The 20,447-nt window shown below is 45.3% G+C and carries 13 protein-coding genes; 5 read left to right on the top strand and 8 right to left on the bottom strand.

The genetic code is table 11. The features are described 5' to 3' along the window. Positions 1 to 34: 34 nt before the first annotated feature. The gene (locus O3C43_04540) at positions 35 to 679 is read left to right on the top strand and encodes a tetratricopeptide repeat protein (protein ID MDA1065752.1); all 645 of its coding nucleotides are present in this window, start codon (positions 35 to 37) and stop codon (positions 677 to 679) included. A 20-nt stretch (positions 680 to 699) separates the two neighbouring features. On the opposite strand, the gene O3C43_04535 is transcribed toward O3C43_04540, so the two are convergent. From O3C43_04535 to O3C43_04525, 3 genes are read right to left on the bottom strand one after another with little or no spacing between them, the layout of a single operon-like run. Then, positions 700 to 2,049 (bottom strand): TolC family protein, encoded by a 1,350-nt coding sequence (locus O3C43_04535; protein ID MDA1065751.1) that lies wholly within the window; start codon positions 2,047 to 2,049, stop codon positions 700 to 702. Next, a complete protein-coding gene (locus O3C43_04530; protein MDA1065750.1) occupies positions 2,046 to 5,153 on the bottom strand; it encodes an efflux RND transporter permease subunit in 3,108 nt (1,035 codons plus the stop codon). Before O3C43_04530 ends, O3C43_04535 begins: the two co-directional genes overlap by 4 nt. Before the next feature lie 29 nt (positions 5,154 to 5,182). Continuing rightward, positions 5,183 to 6,292: an efflux RND transporter periplasmic adaptor subunit gene (locus tag O3C43_04525; protein ID MDA1065749.1), complete on the bottom strand. Its 1,110-nt coding sequence runs from the start codon at positions 6,290 to 6,292 to the stop codon at positions 5,183 to 5,185. Positions 6,293 to 6,601: 309 nt separating this feature from the next. On the opposite strand from O3C43_04525, the gene typA reads away from it, so the two are divergent. Further along, entirely contained in the window at positions 6,602 to 8,434 is a 1,833-nt protein-coding gene (gene typA / locus O3C43_04520; GenBank protein ID MDA1065748.1) for a translational GTPase TypA, read from the top strand. Between the two features lie 85 nt (positions 8,435 to 8,519). Here typA and O3C43_04515 read toward each other — a convergent pair whose 3' ends face one another. Continuing rightward, positions 8,520 to 9,449: a gluconolaconase gene (locus O3C43_04515; protein ID MDA1065747.1), complete on the bottom strand. Its 930-nt coding sequence runs from the start codon at positions 9,447 to 9,449 to the stop codon at positions 8,520 to 8,522. Positions 9,450 to 9,599: 150 nt separating this feature from the next. On the opposite strand from O3C43_04515, the gene O3C43_04510 reads away from it, so the two are divergent. Then, positions 9,600 to 10,568, top strand: coding sequence for an RDD family protein (locus O3C43_04510; protein MDA1065746.1), 969 nt, complete (start codon positions 9,600 to 9,602; stop codon positions 10,566 to 10,568). Positions 10,569 to 10,588: 20 nt separating this feature from the next. On the opposite strand, the gene O3C43_04505 is transcribed toward O3C43_04510, so the two are convergent. The 4 genes from O3C43_04505 to O3C43_04490 form a co-directional block, all read right to left on the bottom strand. After that, positions 10,589 to 12,883 carry a substrate-binding domain-containing protein gene (locus tag O3C43_04505; protein ID MDA1065745.1) on the bottom strand — a complete coding sequence of 765 codons (2,295 nt, stop codon included), beginning with the start codon at positions 12,881 to 12,883 and terminating at the stop codon, positions 10,589 to 10,591. A 9-nt stretch (positions 12,884 to 12,892) separates the two neighbouring features. Beyond that, positions 12,893 to 14,398, bottom strand: a complete 1,506-nt coding sequence (locus O3C43_04500) for a sugar ABC transporter ATP-binding protein (GenBank protein ID MDA1065744.1) — start codon at positions 14,396 to 14,398, stop codon at positions 12,893 to 12,895. Positions 14,399 to 14,725: 327 nt separating this feature from the next. Beyond that, complete coding sequence (locus O3C43_04495; protein MDA1065743.1) at positions 14,726 to 16,657, bottom strand: cobalamin-dependent protein; 1,932 nt, start codon at positions 16,655 to 16,657, stop codon at positions 14,726 to 14,728. Between the two features lie 274 nt (positions 16,658 to 16,931). After that, complete coding sequence (locus tag O3C43_04490; protein ID MDA1065742.1) at positions 16,932 to 17,750, bottom strand: glycosyltransferase; 819 nt, start codon at positions 17,748 to 17,750, stop codon at positions 16,932 to 16,934. A 56-nt stretch (positions 17,751 to 17,806) separates the two neighbouring features. Here O3C43_04490 and O3C43_04485 point away from each other — a divergent pair, with 56 nt between their 5' ends. Both O3C43_04485 and O3C43_04480 read left to right on the top strand, forming a co-directional pair. Continuing rightward, entirely contained in the window at positions 17,807 to 19,291 is a 1,485-nt protein-coding gene (locus O3C43_04485; protein MDA1065741.1) for a sulfatase, read from the top strand. A 29-nt stretch (positions 19,292 to 19,320) separates the two neighbouring features. Further along, complete coding sequence (locus O3C43_04480) at positions 19,321 to 20,406, top strand: hypothetical protein (GenBank protein MDA1065740.1); 1,086 nt, start codon at positions 19,321 to 19,323, stop codon at positions 20,404 to 20,406. Positions 20,407 to 20,447: the final 41 nt, after the last annotated feature.

Raw genomic sequence — 20,447 nt, 5'->3', positions numbered from 1 at the left:
TAGGCCAACCACCCGAGCCTGGCGAAGCTTTAGCATGAGCTGGTCCTCGCTGTGCTGTTTAATATTCACAGGAATTTTCTTCCTTCCATGTTTCTCCCTCGCACAACGAATCGAAGAAGAATCGGTCGGTTTTTATCAAAGACGAGGCTCTCAGTATTTTGAATTGGGGAAATTCAAAGAAGCGATTGCAGACTGGGATAGAACCATTGAGTTAGACCCACGACTTGAGCCACGGCATTGGCAACGCGGTATCGCCTACTATTACGCCAAGGAATACCAGAAAGGCGTCGATCAATTCGAGCTACACCAGACCGTCAATTCGCAGGATGTGGAAAACGCCGTTTGGCACTTCATTTGCAACGTTCGACTCAACGGAATCGAAACTGCCAGAAAGCAACTCATCCCCATCCAATACGATAGCCGTGTCCCCATGGATAAAGTTTGGGATCTGTTCGCCGGTAAAGGAACCGTCGAAGCTGTGTTGGAGGCTGCCAACCGCCCCTCCCCCTACAAGCGACAACAACTTTGCTACGCGCATCTCTATCTCGGTTTGTATTTCGAAGCACTGGAAAAAAAAGACCTGGCACAGCGCCATATCGCTCTGGCCGCGAACGACTATTCTATGAATAATTACATGGGAATGGTCGCACAGGTGCATGCCAAAACACTGAAAGACTAAAGTAGGTTTTCTATCTATTATTACCGTTCAGATTGCTCGTAGGGAATCGCATTGCCTAGTGCTTTGGATAAAGTAACCAAAGCCACATTGTATCCATGGAAAGCTTCTACCTGATTGAGTCGCGATTCGGTTAAGGCTACTTGCGATTGCAAGACATCGAGCTGCGTGCCTCCACCGGCGGCATAAATTTCATTCGCAAGTCGCAATGATTCCGCGGCTTGATCAATCACTTTTGAAGAGGCCTGAGCAAGTTCAGACGCTTGCTGCAATTGGTGAATGGCTCTGCGAACTTCCACTTCTACTTCGAGCGTTGTTTGTCCGAGATCCAGGCGAGCCTGTTCAAGTTGTGATTTTGCTTGAAGGACCTTTCCCTCGGTAGATCTTCCGTCAAAAATGGCCCAACTTGACTGGATGCCGATTGTCCATCCGTTCAAAGCGTTGCCAAAACTGTTTGATACAGTGGACTTATTAAATTGATAACTCCCTACCAGATCTACATCGGGTCGGTTGCCTGCTCTCTCGATGACGATGCCCTCTTCACGGGCTTCAACGATTAACTGAAGCTGTTGTAATTCTGGCCGATTCGCTCTTGCAATTTCAAGCGCTCTGACCAAATCCACTTCGGAAGGAGTAAATTCCAAGCTGCCGACGAACTCAGGATATTTATGCGCATCTTCAGGTACACCGGTAAAACCCATAACTTGCCTGAGTTCTTCAATTGCAATTCTAAACCCATTGCGAGCTCGTATCAGTTCAGGTTGGGAGTTGGCGCGCTCGACTTCCGCACGCAGCACCTCAAATTGCGAAACTGCTCCCGCTTCGAATCTATTTTTGGCGTCCCGAAGTTGATTGTCCAGCAGCTCAATATTTTGCTCCTGAACACCAATACTTTCTCTGGCCAAAAGCACATCGTAGAACCTCGTTTTAACATCCAGAACAGCCAGATTAATCGCGGCCTTCAAATCATACAAAATAGCTTCTTCCAGTAAATTTTGAACTCGCAGTGCAGCCCTAACCCCTCCTCCCTTATAAAGAGCCTGGCGAACGTTCAGTGCGATATTCCAGTTCTCGGTGTTCGGGTCAAACAACCCTCCGAAGGTTTCGCTCAATCCACTATCTATTTGATTATAGTTAGCGTTCAGCGTTGCTTCGGGTAGTGCCTGCGAACGGATTTCAACAATCAGACCTTCTTGCTCACGGATCCGCTGTTGAGCCTGAAGGATGGAGAAATTGTTTTGCAACGCATAGTTCAGGACCGTCGGAAGATCAAGCCTGTCGGGAATAGCTACCGGAACTCTGTTTTGGCCAATAGAAATTACCTGAAACAAAAGGCAACAAATTGAGATACCAGCTAACAGCTTTGTCTTCATACCTGGTCCGCCTCCAAAAAATGAATGCTGCTTATCTCTCCTTCGTGATTTTTTGCAATCAACATGTAAATTGAAGGGATAATCAGCAGCGTAAAAAATGTCCCAATTGCCATTCCGGCAACAATAACCAGACCGATACTGTTACGCGCTTCGGCTCCAGCTCCCGTTACCAAAACCAAAGGAAAGTGTCCGCAAACAGTCGCCGCGCTCGTCATTAACACAGGGCGTAATCGCGTCAATCCAGCTTCTTTTATCGCTGCAATCTTCGTAAGCCCGCTTCGTTGAAGCTCATTGGCAAACTCTACGATTAAAATACCATTCTTGGAAACGATTCCGACCAAGGTTATCAAACCGACTTTCGAATAGATATTTAAACTAGTCGTCCAAGGGTCTGTCCAAAAAGGCATCTGGGGGTTCTCGAATTTTAAAAACATAAAAATCACCGCACCGAACATTGCCAACGGAACGGAACCTAGTAAAATGATGAACGGGTCTCTGAAACTGTTAAATTGGGCAGCCAGTACCAGGAAGATCAATACAATCGCTAAACCAAATGATGCCAGGAAGGTATTACCTTCCGCTCGGAGCTGTCGGGACTCACCGGTGTAATCAATATTGAACCCCTGTGGAAGGATTTTTGCTGCCTCTTCTTCAAGAAACGACAAGGCGGAATCCAATGGCAGGCGAGTAACACCCGCGATTTTTACAGAATTAAATTGCTGAAATCTATTTAACGATCGCGGAACCGTTTTGTGTTCAATCGTAGCAATTGAACTCAAGGGAATCAATTGATCACCCGGACCGGTCACATAAATCGAGGTTAGCTGATCGGGATTCAGTCGTTCCTTCCGTTTGATCTGCGGAATTACTTTATAACTTCGACCGTCAATGTTGAATCTATTAACGTAGTTGCCTCCAAACATGGACGAAAGGTCATTTCCAACATCGGCTAAGTCCAAACCCAACAAGGCGACTTTATCTCGATCTATTATAATTTCGGCCTGAGGTTTATCGATTTTAACATCTACATCTAGAAATGGAAAAAAGGAGCTAGCCATGGCCTTTTGAGTGAGCTCGTCCGCGAATCTTAGGATCTGCTCACTCTCGGCAGTCGATACGATCACCAATTCCACCGGAAAAACACCGGCTCCAGGCAAGGCAGGTGGTAGAATTGGGGTTACGCGAACGCCTGGAATGGTAGACAACTGCTGTTGAACCTGGGGGAGTAGCTCGAAAACAGTTTTCTCCCGTTTATCCCAAGGGTGTACGATCATCCCCCCGAAACCAAAAGTGGGTAACGTTTGTTGAAAGGTAAAGTCAGTCTCGGGAAAGCTCATCCAGATCCGGTTCACTTCCGCGGCAGACAAACTCGTCTGTTCGACGGTTGAATTAGATGGAGTGCTCAGAATTCCTATAATGATTCCCTGGTCTTCAGTCGGCGCCAACTCGTTTTGGTTTTGTTGGACGTAATTGAACATAAACAAAGTTAATCCGAAGAGCACGATCCAAGAAAAATAGACGAATCCTCTGGAACTTAAGGTACCATCCAGGACTCGAGCATAGATACGTCTGAGACCGTCAAAGCGATCATTCATTTTTCGCTTAAGCCAACCGTCTTGGTCACTAGGTTTTAAAAGACCAGCCGCCATCATCGGTGACAAAGTCAAAGCAACAACCCCTGAAATCAGAACTGCACCTGTGAGTGTGAATGCGAACTCTTTAAACAATGCGCCGGTTATCCCACCCTGAAATCCGATTGGGGCATACACCGCAGCAAGAGTGATCGTCATCGCGATGATAGGACCAACCAATTCCCTTACTCCCAATATTGCCGCATCGAGAGGCGGCTTTCCTTTATGCAAATTTCGATCCACGTTTTCAACCACTACAATCGCGTCATCCACCACTAGACCCACGGAAAGAACGATGGCTAATAAGGTCAGTAAATTGATCGAAAATCCAAATAGCTGCATAATGAAAACAGAACCGATCAAAGAAACTGGAATCGCAACTACCGGAATGATTACCGATCGAATCGATCCAAGAAAAAGAAAGATTACAAAAACTACGATCAACAATGTTTCGGTTAGAGTTTTAATAACTTCTGAAATCGCGCTCCGGATATATTCCGTAGCATCGTAATTAACCAAGGCTTCGATTCCGGCTGGCAAATCCTTTTGCAGGGCCGCCATTTCATCTACGACTCCTTTTAAAGTATCTAACGCGTTTGCATTAGGTAGAACATATATACCAATCGTCGTCGAAGGAGTCCCGGAGTAACGGACATCGATATCGTAAAACTCCGAACCAAGAACCACGTCTGCGATATCTTCGAGGCGAACGATCGCGTTACCGTCCTGCTTAATAACCAAGCTCTTAAAATCTTCAATCGAGCGCATATCGGTGTTGGCTGTCAGATCTACTGAAATCAGAGATCCTTTAGTGCTCCCGGGTGTCGACAGCACATTATTGGCGGCCACCGCCTGCCTTACCTTGGAAGGGCTAATGTTGAGTGCGGCCATTCGGTCTGGCTTCAGCCAAATACGAGCAGCAAAGGTACGCGCGCCCATTATTTCGGCTCGTTGTACGCCTTGAATTGCGGATAAACGGGGCTGCACAACACGCAGTAAATAATCTGTGATTTGATTTTGCTCAAGAGTCCTGGACGAAAACGAAAGGTAAGCCGTCGCAAATTGGCTGTCTGCAGGTGTTATATTAATCGACGGAACTTCTGCTGACGGCGGTAAATCAGCCCGAACTCTATCTACCTTAGAACTGATTTCAGCCAAAGCCTTGTTGCCTTCATAGTTTAGTTTAAGCCTGACGTTGATAGTGGACATCCCCTGCGCACTGATCGACTCAATGTAGTCGATCCCATCTGCCTCAGCAATCGCCTGTTCAATGGGAGTCGTAATAAATCCTCGAACCAGTTCAGCATCGGCTCCTACATACACGGTATTGATAGTGATGACCGCGCTTTCACTTTTGGGATACTCACGCACGTTGAGCGAACTGATTGCCTGAAGACCAGCGATAATAATGACAAGGTTTACCACTATCGCCAATACAGGGTGTTTTATAAATATTTCCGTAAATGACTTCATAACTCAACCATGCCCCAAAAACTTGATATCTATGAGTCTGAAGGATTCGGATTGATCTCAGCTTTCGGAGCCAAGTCATTATTAACAATAACCGAAACTCCGTGGCGTAGCTTAAAGGCTCCGGTAGAAACTACCTCCTTGCCAACCTCCAGGCCTTTGGTGATTACTACAAAATCTCCCCTGGCTTCTCCTAATTGAACGAAATGTTGTTCAACCATTTTTTGACCGTCATTTTCTGTAATCACAAAAACGGAGTCGCCGAAAGAATTGTAGAGAATCGCTGTAGAAGGAACTACCATGAAAGACTTCTCGTCCGGAAGATTCACCGAAACTTGCGAAAACATACCCGGAAGCAATTTGTCATCCGAATTATCGAGAGTTGCACGCAAGCTTATGGTTCGGGTCGATATCTCAACTTCAGGATTTATGGCTGATATTCTTCCCTTGAACGACAGCTCAGGATACGAGTCCACTTTAACCTCAACTTCCATGTCTAATGCTACCAGGGAAATCCATTTTTGCGGAAACGAGAAATCGACGTATATCGGATCCAGGGATTGTAAGGACACAATTGCGTCGCCGTTATTTAAAAATTGACCCTTATCAATTTGCCGAATCCCCAAGCGACCGGTAAATGGAGCGGAAATCTTTTTCTTCTCAATAACCGCACTCAGGTTTTCCATTTGAGCGGAAGCAGATAAAAAAGTCGCCCGCGCAGAATCCAACTCAGCCTGCGCAACCGTATGGGTGCTTCGAAGTTTTTCAGTTCGATCCAGACTTACCTTAGCTAGTTGAACGTCGGCTGCTGCCGCTGCCAGTTGTGCCTCTTCAGCTGTGGTGTCCAATTCTACCAACAGTTGCCCTTCTGTTACGGTTTCTCCCGATTCAAAGTGAATTTTAGTAATCTTTCCCGGCACCTCAGAGCTAACTGTGACTCCTTGAACCGCAGTGAGTGAACCGACGGCATCCAAGGTCTGATTCCAGGTTTCTTCAGTTACGGTTGCACTGGTAACATACTCCGGCGGCAGCTGAAAATCACCAGATGACATTAAAGTCCTGATTTGAAGTCCTTTGATCGTTATTATAGAGCCAACGACTACCAAAAGTCCAAAAAAGGTTATGAGTATCTTCTTTAACATCGTCTATTTCACATATCTCCCAAGCCAAATATTTCTTCTTTCAACAGGTCAAAAAGTTGAGGTGGATCAGTTGAAGTTTAGTATTGTCCGGCGATATTGTAGGAAAACTCATCTCTGGCAACCAAGACCTATAAAAAAATGGGGCGGAGCAAATCAACCTACCTTAATTGCCCGATTTGCCCCGAAATCTCTATGATTATGGCCTTATCGCACCATCGAATAATAGTAATGTGAACGGGATAAAAGCGGCGTTTTTTAGCTGGCTATCCGGCAAAGCCTTGTCACCTTGGCGGCTTCACTTTTTTAGAGATGAATTCCAGCACTATAAGAAACATAGCTATCATAGCTCACGTTGATCACGGCAAAACAACTTTGGTTGATAAGTTGCTACAACACGGGGGAACCTTTCGCGAGAATCAGGAAGTTGAAGAACGTGTCATGGATTCAATGGATCTTGAACGCGAAAAAGGCATCACTATTAAAGCGAAGAACACTGCGGTTATTTGGAAGGGTTACACCATTAATATCGTAGACACTCCCGGTCACGCCGATTTTGGAGCCGAGGTAGAACGTGTGATGAAAATGGTAGATGGCGTTCTTTTGCTCGTTGACGCCGTCGATGGACCTCAGGCACAAACCCGCTGGGTTTTGCGCAAAGCGCTTTCACATGGTCTTAAGCCTATCGTGGTAGTTAATAAAATCGATCGTGACCACGCAGACCCTGAAGGCGTTCACGACAAGGTGTTGGAGCTATTTTTAGACCTGGAAGCTAACGAAGACCAATTTAACGCGCCCTTTCTCTACGGAAGCTCGAAACAAGGATGGGCCGACCGGGGCCTCAAGGGCCCGCGCGAAAACCTGGATGCGCTGTTTGAAACCATTGTGGAATCCATTCCTGCTCCAACAGTTGAGGATGCTCCTTTCCGCATGTTGGTTAGCAACATCGACTGGAATGACTTTGTTGGACGTGTGGCGGTTGGTCGGATTCTCAGCGGATCTATCAAGCAAGGCGAAACCATCCACGCTATTAGAAAAAATGGTACAAAGCAGCGGGTGAAAATCACCAAACTTTTTACCTACAGCGGAGTAAAATCCTCTGATTCTATTGAAGGTATAGCTGGTGATATTATAGGGTTGGCTGGATTTGATGATATCGACATCGGTGATACATTAGCAGCATCGATTGAAGGCGTAGCATTACCGTTTGTTGAAATCGATCCTGCAACCATTCAAATGGAATTCTCTGTCAACGATGGTCCATTGGCAGGTAAGGATGGCAAGAAAGTCACTTCCCGCCAGATACGTGAACGTTTGATACGCGAGACTCAATCCAATATCTCGATCAGTATTGAAGACACAGACAAAGCAACAACTTTTAAGGTCAATGCTCGTGGAGCTATGCAGATCGCCGTTTTGGTTGAAACCATGCGACGCGAAGGTTTTGAAGTATTGGTTTCTCGTCCCAATGTGCTTTATAAAGAAATTGATGGACAACGGTGTGAGCCCATCGAGAAGGTCTGGGTAGAAGTTCCTGGTGAGCAACTTGGTGGAGTGATGGAATCGTTGAGTAAACGCAAAGCCACCATTACAAATCTGGAACATCACCATGCCGGCGTAACGGTTGAAGCGGAAATACCTACACGCGGATTGATTGGTTTCGAAAGCGAACTGGTAAATTTAACCAGTGGCCATGGAGTCATGAGTCACTTGTTTTTTGAATACCGTCCTTACTGTGGTGAAATTATAACACGCTTATCTGGCACATTAGTTTCTATGGACCAGGGCAAAGCGGCCACTTACTCACTGGAAGTTCTACAAACGCGCGGAAAGCTTTTTATAGGACCTCAAGACGAAGTATATGCCGGTCAGGTGGTAGGTGAAAATCCACGTAACCAAACTTTACCGGTCAATCCAACGAAGGAGAAGCAGCTGGATAATATGAGATCCAGTGGTAACGACAAAACGATTCCACTTACTCCTCCTATCCGATTCAGCCTTGAGCGTGCGATTGAGTATATCGAAACAGACGAGTTAGTAGAAGTTACTCCTAACTTTCTCAGACTCCGTAAACGCACTCTCGATGCCAACCAACGACGCAAGGAAGAAAAGCGCAGAGGAGAAGTGGTCGAAGCAAGAGGTTAGTAGATAAAAATATCTTCAATCCTGGAGAAAATCCAAGACATTGGAAGCAGTCCAATGGGCTTACGGAACTAGGTGATAGAGATATTTAGTTACCAAGAGATATTTCATAGATCTTACCTGCCAGCATATCCGGTAACAGTAAGCGATTGTTAGTTTCATCCAGATAAAAGTCGGCCGCTGATTGGAATCCGTCTTTGAGAATTTGAACCGAAGAACCGTCTTCAGATATTTTCCACACCTTGGCTTGAGACCAACTGGAGGCGTAATAATTTCCATGACTATCCTGTTCGACGGCATCCACACCGCGCAATTGATCGGCAACTAATACGGAGAGCTTACCGTTTTTATGGATAAGGAAATTACCTTTAAAAAATGCACCCACCAAAAGCTGTCCATCGTTACCGACACCGACCCCATTCGGGTTGGTCATGAGTGGATTTGAATCGATTGTCAGAGAAACCGAACCATCCATCTTAACGTGATAGACGCGCCCGATGATTGGCATTGCCGCAGCTTCTGCACTGTCCAATGGCCACAAGCCGTCGGGACCTCGCATTTTGGTATTTGCCCCCATATCGGTAACATACACACCTGTCCCATTTGCATCTGAAGCGACATCATTTAAGTAACTCGGGGCATGTGGGAAAGCATTTGGACCAGCCAAAACAGAAACAATCCCTTTTGAATCAATTTTGACTACGCGGTCAATATCTGATGCCACAAGAAAATCGCCCACAAATGCAATTCCCTTGGGTTCATTCAATCCGGTCGCGAACACAGACACGTCATCACCCTGAATAACCTTGATAACACCATCTCCAATTTCCTGACCATTCATCACGGTCACGTAATAAAGTCCGCCCCACCCTTTGGTGATACTCTCCGGACGCTGTCCAACATCGATAGGGAAATTAGTCTTCGGCCCCGTCGAGTCACAGGAACAACCGACAAACACGGAAGATACTAGACCTAATATTAATGTTTGGATGAATGATTTTAAAATCGAATGTCTCATTTTATCAGTACTCAGGGGTTAAAAGATGGATTCCGATTTTGATTCCGACACAAATCATGTCGATGAAAAAGCTGGATAAAACCATGCAGGCGAGCAGAATTAATTTCATTACCCAAGTAAACGGAAACACAAAATAAAAGTCCTTTCTAAATGACCGAGCCTCAAGCAATCAGTGTCGTGAATGAATCAGTAATAATACCATGTGGATTCTGGAAACGACCCTTTGCTTTATTAATCGATTCTTTAATCCTTGGACTGGTAGGATTTGTTTCAGGCATTTTTCTTTTTGATTTTTATGTTAGTCTTGGACCAGCCGGACGACTCCTAGGCATCGCTGTAGCTATTCCATACTTTTGTTGGTTTAACAGTGAATTAGGAAATGGGCAGACCCCAGGGAAACGACTCTTGAATATAAAGGTGGTTGATCGAAACGGACAATGTCTATCCCTCCAAAAGACTTTCTTAAGGAGTTTAATCCTACTTGTTCCTTACTTTCTCAATGGCGCTACGCTACCAGAACACGGCTGGGGCGCCTATACGTCTCACATTTCAGGGTTCATAATTTTTTCAGTAGGATTTTGTATCTTGTATCTTTACCTGAGTAACCGAAAAACGAGGCAGTCCTTACACGATCTCGCAGCCTCCTCCTATGTAGTAGAAAAAGAAACTCATGGCATTTTTAAACAATCGATATGGAAGGGACATCTGGTTATATGTGTCATAACGGCAATCACAATTGAGGGACTCCTCACATACGGGGTTTCCAAGCTGTCAAAAATCGAAATGTTCGAATCTCTGATAGATCTGAGAAATGAAATTCAAAAACTGGATTACGTCAGAAACTCAGGTGTTTCTGATCGAATAAATAATTTTAACGGTAATAAATCACGACAGTTGGCCATAACTTTAATTCTAAAGAACAAACTATCAAACAATGAGAAAGAGTTCCTTGAAGTCGCTGAAATTGCGCTGGAGAATTTTTCCGAGATTGATGAAAGAGATACCCTTCTGATTTCTGGCGTTTATGGGTACGATATTGGAATTGCCTCAGGTAGGTTTAGCCAAGTCAGATTAAAGACACCAGATCAATGGCGAGAGATAATCCTAGAATCTAAATAATATTCTACATTCCTAATTGTTTACCACTGCTCATTTATCCTGCTCTCGTCATTTTCTGAGCCTTCAAAGTAGTAATGTTCACAGGGAATAAAAATATCTTTAGGTAGTGCTTCTCCAGCCAGGTATTTAAAAAATGCTGCCACAGTTCCAATCGCCATTCTCGCGGGAAATTGTTGAGGCGTATCGAGTAACTTTTTTTCGAATACCGCTTGTTTTCCGGCCGGAGAACCGTCGAAACCAACAATGGTGATTTGGCTCAATTTATTGGCTTTCTCGATGGCAGCATAAGCTCCAAGTGCCGAAGGATCATTAATAGCAAATAGGCCGACTATATCGGGGTGAGCTTGAAGAACATCCGTGGCAACTGAATAGCCTTCCGTTCGATTTCCTTTTGCGCTCAATTCTGAAACGATACGAAGGCGGCTATTGTTTTCCTTCAGATAGTCTCGAAACCCCTGAACTCGATAAATGCAGGACGATGCCTCAGGAAAACTTAGAATAGCAATATCTCCCCTATCACCCGTGGCTTTCATCATGCTCTCTCCCGCCAGTCTTCCGCCTTGATAATTGTCGCTGCCTATATGCGATATGAGTTTGGAATTTGCTTCGGGATCACTCACCTGCACGTCAAAAGTAAAAACAGGGATACCTGCCCCCCAAGCGTTTTTTACCCCCTCGCCTACAGCTTGTGAATCGGTTGGGTTAATAAAAATAGCATCATAGCCTTGGGCTGCGAAATCGGCTAATTGATTGTTTTGTTTGGCCGCGTCCATCTCACCACTGAGAGCCACGAAATCATAACCATATTTCGCCGCTTCCGCTTCCATCTTGTTTCCTATGAGCTTAAAAAATGGATTGGTAAGATCCATGCAGGTCATGCCGATTTTCCCTTTGGAGTCAGACCGTCCGTTCTTGTTAACCACCAGGATTGCACCGATGCAAATTACAACAGTCGCTGTCACCAAGGTCCATTTCTTTAGTTGAGCAGGTTTTATTTTGGAAAAAGAACGGACTTCACTTCCTCGCATTTTATCAATTAACACAGCTGCGAGAATGACTGCACCCAGGATGACTTGTTGCGAGTAGGAATCCACACCCGTCAAATTCAAACCGTTCTGCAGAACAGAAATAATAAAAGCTCCAATAAGTGTACCGAAAATCTTTCCTTTTCCACCAGACAAACTTGTTCCTCCAACCACAACCGCAGCGATAACAAACAGTTCATACATCAACCCTGAATTCGGTGTTCCAGTGTTTAGCTGGGAAGCTTGAATACATCCACCCAATCCAGCCGCTAATCCGCTCACAACATACACCAGAATGAGGACAGATCTAATCGGCACACCAGACAAGCGAGCTGCTTCCTCATTTCCTCCGACGGCGTAAATGTACCTGCCAAACCGCGTTCGGCTCATAAATAAATGAGCAACAATAAAAAGTACGATGAGGAGTATAACCGTGTTGGGGATACTCATAGTCGTTCCACGACCCAGCCAAGGTAGCCCTGCAGGTACTTGATAAATCGAAAATCCACCGGTTATTTTATAGGCCAAACCTCGAGCCATCATCATAACCGCCAAGGTGGTAATAAAGGGTGCCACTTTAAATCGATGGACCAAAAATCCACCGAAACCTCCAACAGCTCCGCAACAGAGAATCCCTATCAAAAATCCCAATGGGATGGTCCAGGCCGACGCCTCCAATCCGCCTAAACTCTGCATTATTACAGTGGCTATGACAGCTGAAAGCGCGATCAAACTTCCTACAGATAAATCGATTCCACCTGTAATAATGACCAGGGTCATACCGATCGCGATGATGGCTATAACCACGATCCTGTCTACAATGGCCAATAGGTTAGCCCGCTTTAGAAAATCCGGCCAAAGATAAGATTCCGGTATCACCATTTTTGCGTTCGAGAATTCAGGATAATAATCTCCCAGAGAGCTGACTATGGTCCACTTGAGCAGGTCTTCGGTTGTTGCAATTATATCAATCGATTTTCCCGCCACTTTTTGAACCTCTACGGTATTCCTGAAATCAATGGGAGACCCAATAACGGTTACTGTTTTGGTATAACCTTCGGACAAAAGTTTATCAGCAAGAGATTTCGCAAAATTGGCAGATCCTTGATTAAGCGCCCCAACAACAATGATACCTGAATCCTTGGAACCCTCGTTTTGAATCTTCTCGGCTACTTCCTTAATGGCAGCTGATCCACTGGGAGTCTGTTGCTTCAATGTGAGGATACTAAAGAAAGCGCACAGTCCAATTAGCACCCAAAATATTCCGTAATTGTCTAAAAGTTTTTTCATAATTCTAAATTATTCCACCGCGAGTTGCATAACCGCTTCCTGCGAAGCCTGACTGACATCGTTAAGTTCTCCCTGAATACGACCATCGCGCATGACAATAATTCGGTCGCTCATCCCCAGGACCTCGGGAAGCTCACTGCTTATCATAATGATTCCTTTTCCTGCTTCAGCGAGGGAGTTCATCAATTGGTAAATCTCGTACTTCGCGCCCACATCAATTCCGCGGGTAGGTTCATCGAAGATCAAGATATCGGCATTGCGCTCCAGCCACTTTGCCAGCACCACTTTTTGTTGATTGCCGCCAGATAATTGTCCCACCTCCTGATCTGCATTCGAAACTTTTATCTGAATGTCGGATTGAAATTTCTTAAAATGTTCTCGTTCGGTAGTTTCATCCAGAAAAAGAGAACCTGAGTAATCGGCAAGATTGGGTAATCCAAAATTTTCCAAAACAGAATGAACCAGAACCAGGCCTTGATTCTTCCGGTCCTCCGTCAGTAGGCAGATTCCTTTGTCTATGGCATCCTGAGGGCTGGAAATGGTTACCGATTTTCCATTGAGAAATATCTCACCTGAGTCTTTTCTATCAGCGCCAAAAATCAGTCGCATGGTTTCAGTTCTGCCAGCACCGACAAGACCGGCGAACCCAAGAATTTCACCGGTCCTAAGTGAAAAACTGACATCACTCACGACATTGCCTCGAGAAAGGCTTTCAACCCTCAGGCATTCTTCTCCTACCTGGCTTGTCTTTGGGGGAAATTCAGACTCAAGGGAACGGCCTACCATCCATTCAATCAATTTGGATCGATCCACTTCTGAGACAGGTTTTGTCACTACGTTCTGACCATCTCGAAGTACCATCACCCGATCACCGATTTCAAAGACTTCTTCCAAGCGGTGGCTGATATAAATGATACCAATACCCTTTTCTTTCAAATCGCGGATAATCTTAAAAAGGCGATCGACTTCCTGTTGAGTCAAAGTGGCAGATGGTTCATCCATGACCAATATCTTAGCGTCCAAAGACAATGCTTTTGCTATTTCGACCAACTGCTGCTCCGCAATACTTAATTCTCTGCAGGACGTTTCAGAATCAAGATTCAAGCCCAGTTGATTGAATAGTAATTCTACGCCTTCCTTTTCTTTTTTTTCGTCGATGAAAAAGGCCGCCCTATCTTCGCGCCCAAGGTAAATATTTTCACGAACACTGAGATCAGGGATTAAATTAAACTCCTGATATATAATTGAAATGCCTTGAAGCTGCGCATCCGCAGGCGACGCAATAACGGTCGAGTTTCCGTGGATCCTAAAGTCACCGGAGTCTGCAGGATGAGCTCCTCCCAGAATTTTTATCAAAGTGCTTTTGCCCGCTCCGTTTTCACCAACCATAGCGAGAACCTCGCCCGCCGCCAGTTCCAGTGAAACCTTATCCAAAGCGCGAACACCAGGGAACGATTTGGATAACTGTTTTACCTGAAGTAAAATGTGCGGAGTTGGGGTAACGAGCTCGGGCATTGAAGTGTTGTTTCAATAAACAAGTTTAGTCCATTAATAGACAAGACCAATTAATCCGGAATAACACCACAACTACTATCCTAATCCATATTCTCGCACAGAGAAAAATGAACCTCGAAAAGTGACATGCCGATTGATTCTACAAAACGCCAAAGAAAACGTTATTGGATTTAATAACACCGGAGAAATATATTCCAACTTTGCTCTGCATCTCCGTGTTTTCCAACCAGATCAATTATATGAAGAGTGACCACGTACTCCCGATCCCTCAAACTCATTTTAACGCCTATGGAAAAATAGAATAAGAACCAAGTGATCATGAAAAAGCTAACTCATGAATACTTGGACTGGCCCTTTGGCCGCTTCCCAAGAAGGAAGGTGCTTTGCCCCGCGCATAATGGCACCATAGCAATGATTGGCTAAATAGGCTTCATCCATCTTCATATTAACCGGGAGCTGCTCCTGATTGTGATTAATAGTGTAAGCACAACGGTGACCGTTTCCACTGTTCAAAGTGTCTCGTTTCAGATCTCTACCGATTTCATTCAGGATCGAAATATGGCTGGACGGAATATCGACCGAATACGTTCGATTGTCCGTAGACAAAACCCGGAAAAACTCAAAGGGTGTGGTGGGTGCGAGAAAGTCCGAATTACTGAACAGGTATATGCGATTTAGCATGTCGGCTTCGAACATAACCCGAGCGTTAGGATCACCCCACCAAGGCTGTGATGATGCAAAATCGTAGAGCAATTGTGAAAATTCTTCCCGCTTAGTTTCCAGGCTCATCAAATACACCATCGGGTAGATATGAATATCGTAGTACTGGGAGGAACGAATCGTTTCCCGGCAATACGAGGTAAAAAAGTGTTCGGGATGTTCCTCCCGGCAGTACCTCATGAAACGGCTGTATAGTTCGGCTGAACCCATGATTTCATGACGACGTAGATAATAGGTCAGTAAGTGTATGCTTCGAGTGTTGAAGAGTGCTACGACAGCATAATAAAACCAGATTCCTTCCTGGAAATCTTCATGGCTAAGATCTGCCGTTCCCACTACGATTTCCGTGGTATCATTCTTTATAGATTTCGTTACCAATCCGAACGCCTCTCGATTCTTACTCATCGGCGTATTGTGAAGAAGGATGTGCGCATAGGTTTCAATGACCGAGGCTTTTCTTTCTATAAGATCCTGAACACCCCCCTTAAAGGATTCGAGGGTTTCACCGGGAAGAGGCCAGATCAATTCGATGTAGGAATCGATTTTCCGCGCATTGAGATCATCCTGAAGCTCTCCATAAGCGGAGAGTTTGATGTTACTTCGCTGGACAAGTTCCAGAGTCCTCGGATTGAGAGACTGCATGGAAACTGGTTGGTGGTTCATCACCTTCGCTTCGGCAAAGATGCGAGTGATTTCTGACACTCGGCTGGGCGAGTTTTTAGCAGAAGAAAAATAGACGTATATTGGCATGTTGTATTTCTCTTTGCAGTCCGCAATATGCTGAGAAAGGCCAATATCGCGCTTGATCAATCCCCAATTGGCATCCGCGATATAAAGCAGTGGGACGCCATGTTGGCTGAGCCAAGTGATTTCATCTCGAACCCGATCTTCATCGAACCTGTAGACACTGTCGTTGGTTGCTGCACCCCAAAAACAATAAGTGCATTTATAAGGACAACCTCGATTGGTTTCGTAAATCGCCAGTTTACCTCGCTTGTCGTCGAACACTCCATTGAGAAATGGAGACGGAATTTCATTCAAATCCGAAATACGCTCCTCGGGTGGATTTTTGATAAGCTCATTATCTTTGAAAAAACTGATCCCTCTGACATTTGAGAAGTCAGGTTTTACGCTTAGCAATTCCATGAGTAAATTTGCGAACACCCGTTCACCTTCACCGTTGCATACAACTGATCTTTCGTGATTAGGGTTCAAATATTCATTAGCATAATTCATGACCTGCGGCCCACCAAGAACGATCGTTGCGTTGGGGTGTCGGCTAACCAGTTTTTCTTTGATCTCCAGCATCGCCACCATGTTCCAGATGTAACAGCTAAGAGCGAAGACATCGCTGCTCTTTTGCAGCAAGTCATTGATGATGTTGTCCAGGTTTGCGTTTACGTGCGAGGTGTAATAATCAAAGCAATACCTGGCTTTCACTTCCGGATTCTTAGAGGCATAACATTCCAAATAGCCGGAAACAAGTGGGAGCATTTCGTCGTAGATGCCAATCTCAACAATGGTAACAGTTTTCTTCACACGTTATTTTACAGGGTTACTATTAGGAATTAATTTGCTAGCGGCCCTCGATACAGAAGTGGGGGCGATAGGGAGAGGAGAACAACTGGAAGCATCGATAAGAAGGTTCGATGATTTTTGCATTATGATAGAATTTCATCTCTGCATAAATATTTATTCAACTCGAAAAGCCTACTGAAAGTCAATCATTCGGGCATATCTTAACTTTTTTGAAGAATCGTTTACACAGAGAAATTAAGTAGCCTACGGGACTACATGAAACTTTGTGTAGAGGTTAATCGAGTCTCCCTATGAGATTCAAATACCTTTCCACCTCATCAAACTTACCGTGTTTGGTTAATCCGGATGAATAAATCCGGCATTTTTCGCGAAACTGATTTATCGCAAGTTTTCGATTCACCTCGGAAAGATGATCTTCGCTTAGGAGCTTTTCCAGCGCCCGGATTCGAAATTTGTCCAATCCGGGTTCCGCACTCAATTGATCCTCATGTCCTCCATGTTTTTCGATGAGCGGTTCATCTACTAAAAGAACTGGCATGCGAGAGCAAATGCGCAACCACAGGTCGTAATCTTCACAAGCAGGTAGTGATTCATCAAATAGCCCTACCTCTTTGAAGACGGATTGGTGAATCAAGGCTGTGGATGGTGAGATTGCGCAACGTGGAAGGCAGTCTCCAAAAATCCAGCCGCCCCTTTTGATATATTCCAAAGCCACAGGCCTTTCTTTGCCTTTGAAAATCCATCGCTCTTCCGTGTGACAAATCTTGAATGCGGGATGGGTCTTCAAAAGGGCCATTTGTTTTTCCAACTTTTGTGGAAGCCAGACGTCGTCCGAGTCAAGAAAAGCAATCCATTCAGAATTGACGCTTCGTATTCCCGTATTCCGCGCCGCGCTGACTCCCTGGTTCTTTTGCTCGATAAGTCGAACGTGCGGATAATCTTTCATCAGCCAGGCAGCGGTTCCATCGGTTGAACCGTCGTCCACCACTATCACTTCGGCAAGAGGTATTGTTTGCGCTAAAACGGAATCGATACATCGAGTTAAAGTGCGCCGACGATTGAAGGTGGATATCACTGCAGAGACCGAAGACATATAAAGACAAGAATCCTATTGATAGTCTCAGATCAAAAACTAGACTCAATCTCTATATGAATCGCTGTCTCAATAGTTACCTGATTTCTACCCTTATTCTGTTGTCTGCTGGAGTAAACGCGTTTGCTCAGGCTCAAAATAATCCCGACCCTGCAACCAATGCCGTTATTGCTCCTCAGCCTGAGCTGATGGCGAAAAAGCAGGCTCTCCTCTCTCAGATAAAACCAGTAACAGGAAGCGACAAGCGACCACCGAATATTGTCCTGCTTTTTGCCGATGATCTGGGTTATGCCGATACAGCGGTATACGGTTCCAAAACCATCCCGACTCCCCACATCGATGCCTTGGCCAAACGGGGAATCCGCTTCACCGACGCCTACGTTACTGCCGGCACTTGCAGTCCATCACGTGCTGGAATGATGTCGGGCAATTACCAGCAACGTTATGGATTTGAATTCAATACATCCGGCGCAGCCGAGACGCATCAAGAAGGTCGTGGTCTCATGCCTTCAGCTATCACCATGGCCGAAGTGTTACAAAAAGCCGGTTACGCGACGGGAATGTTCGGCAAGTGGCATCTAGGAACCCGTTCCTACATGCATCCGCAGGAACGCGGATTTGACGAATTCTATGGTTTTCTCGCCGGTGCTCATTCATTCATGCCGGAAGACAAAATGCAGCCTGGCTACCAATCGATATTGCGAGGCCATGAACCTATCATCGAACCGGAATATCTCACGGACGCCATTGCAAGAGAGACCGTTGATTTTATTAACCGGAAGAGAGATGTTCCATTCTTCGCTTACGTTCCTTTCAACGCGGTTCATACGCCCATAGAGGCGACTGAGAAATATCAGAAGCGTTTTCCAAACGAAAAGAATGAAACCCAACGCGACTACAATGCCATGACCAGCGCTCTTGATGATGCGGTTGGTTCTATTGTTGATGCCCTGGAAAAACACAAGCTTTTGGATAATACGCTCGTCATTTTCCTCGATGACAATGGCGGTCCCATTTATACGGGCGTCCAAAGCAACGGCCCGTTGAAACTGGGAAAACTTTTCCTCTTTGAGGGAGGCGTTCGAGTCCCGATGATAGTCTCATGGCCTGCAAAACTGGATGCCGGAAAAAACTTTTCCAGGATAACCAGTTCATTGGATGTTTTCCCAACTGTGTGCGCAGCCGCTGGAATTGAATTACCGGATGCACTTCCTCTCGACGGAGTCGATTTGCTCCCACACCTGAAAGGTGAAAATCCCGCAGATCCACACAGAACCCTCTTCTGGAGCAATGGCCCAAACAAAGCAATTCGTATGGGCAAATGGAAACTGGTCAAATCGGGCGACTACTTCTGGTTGTATGATCTTTCCAAAGACATTGGAGAAACAAACAACCTCGCTACGGAAAAACCAGACGTATTGGAAATCCTTCAAGGATCTCTTGATGAGTGGCTTGGACAAATGCCTCCCCCGGCCTGGCCAAGTAAACCCAACCGGCAAAAGTTCGATGTAGATGGTATTCCCTACGAATTGAATATCTGAGTTTTTCTTTCCACCGGTGTAGCCTTCAAATGATTCAAACTCTCGAATTCCTCACGATACCCGATCCGGATGGTTGGCATCCCAGTCTACGCTTAAAAGGAGACTGGCTCATTTTTAAAATCAGTGACGGATTTCACTCTGGTTACGGAGAAGCGTCCCATAGCAAACAAGACGAAGCCTGTAAGCAAACAGCAGAAGTTCTTTTTAATAAACACGTCTCCTCGATAAACCTATCGCTGGAATCCTTAAAGATTCTGGAACAAGATCTTTCGTCAACGAACCCCGATTTTGTTACGGCAACTGCCTGGTCCGGTATTAATCAGGCACTCTACGATTTGTTAGCCAAGCGGGAACAGGTTCCGGTTTGGCAACTATTCAGAAACAAGCCCGGAATAGATCGCCTGGCACTTTATACAACGATTAACCGTGCGTTAAAGACTCGTAGTGATGAGGAGTATTACGAGCTAGTCGGGAAAGTGAATGCATTGGGTTTTAAAACCTTTAAGTGTGCTCCATTTGAAAAAGTAAAGAGTGCAAGTAGCAGCGAAGCTGATGCCGACCATGGATTGGCAACGCTGGATTCTCTTCGACATACCTATCCGGATCTCGGCATAAAAGTAGATTTCCATGAACGGTTTTCACCAACACATTTTTTCAAAATACTTCCAACGCTAGAAACCCTCCGTTTGGATTGGATCGAAGAACCGTTTGCCATGGGCGAAGCTTACTCAGAATTGAAAGCGAGAACTTCCCTCACCATTGCAGGTGGAGAATTATTTTGGGGAGATGAAATATTTCTAAACATCATGAAGCGCAAGTGGGTGGATGTTATTATGCCCGACGTAAAACACATTGGCGGGTTTGGGCCATTGCTGAAAGTCCTGAACAGGACCCAGGGAAATATCGAATTATCTCCGCACAATCCTTCTGGACCGGTTTCATCGGCGGCCAGCCTTCACGCAGTTGCACTTTATCCTGAGAATATTTTTTCCCTTGAGTACGCCTTTGATAGTTCCGGCTCGCGAAACCTATATGGTGAACAAATGGAGAATGGTTACCTCTACCTTAGTGACAAACCTGGCTGGGGGATTACTCCCGAAGCTTCGGCCAGGTAATTCCTCATGTATCATATTTTTCACTCTGTGCTACATCCAAA

The sequence above is a fragment of the Verrucomicrobiota bacterium genome (assembly GCA_027622555.1).
Lineage (GTDB): Bacteria > Verrucomicrobiota > Verrucomicrobiia > Opitutales > UBA2995 > UBA2995.
Note: the sequence above shows the minus strand (reverse complement) of the source record. Positions and strands in the feature narration are given on the sequence as shown.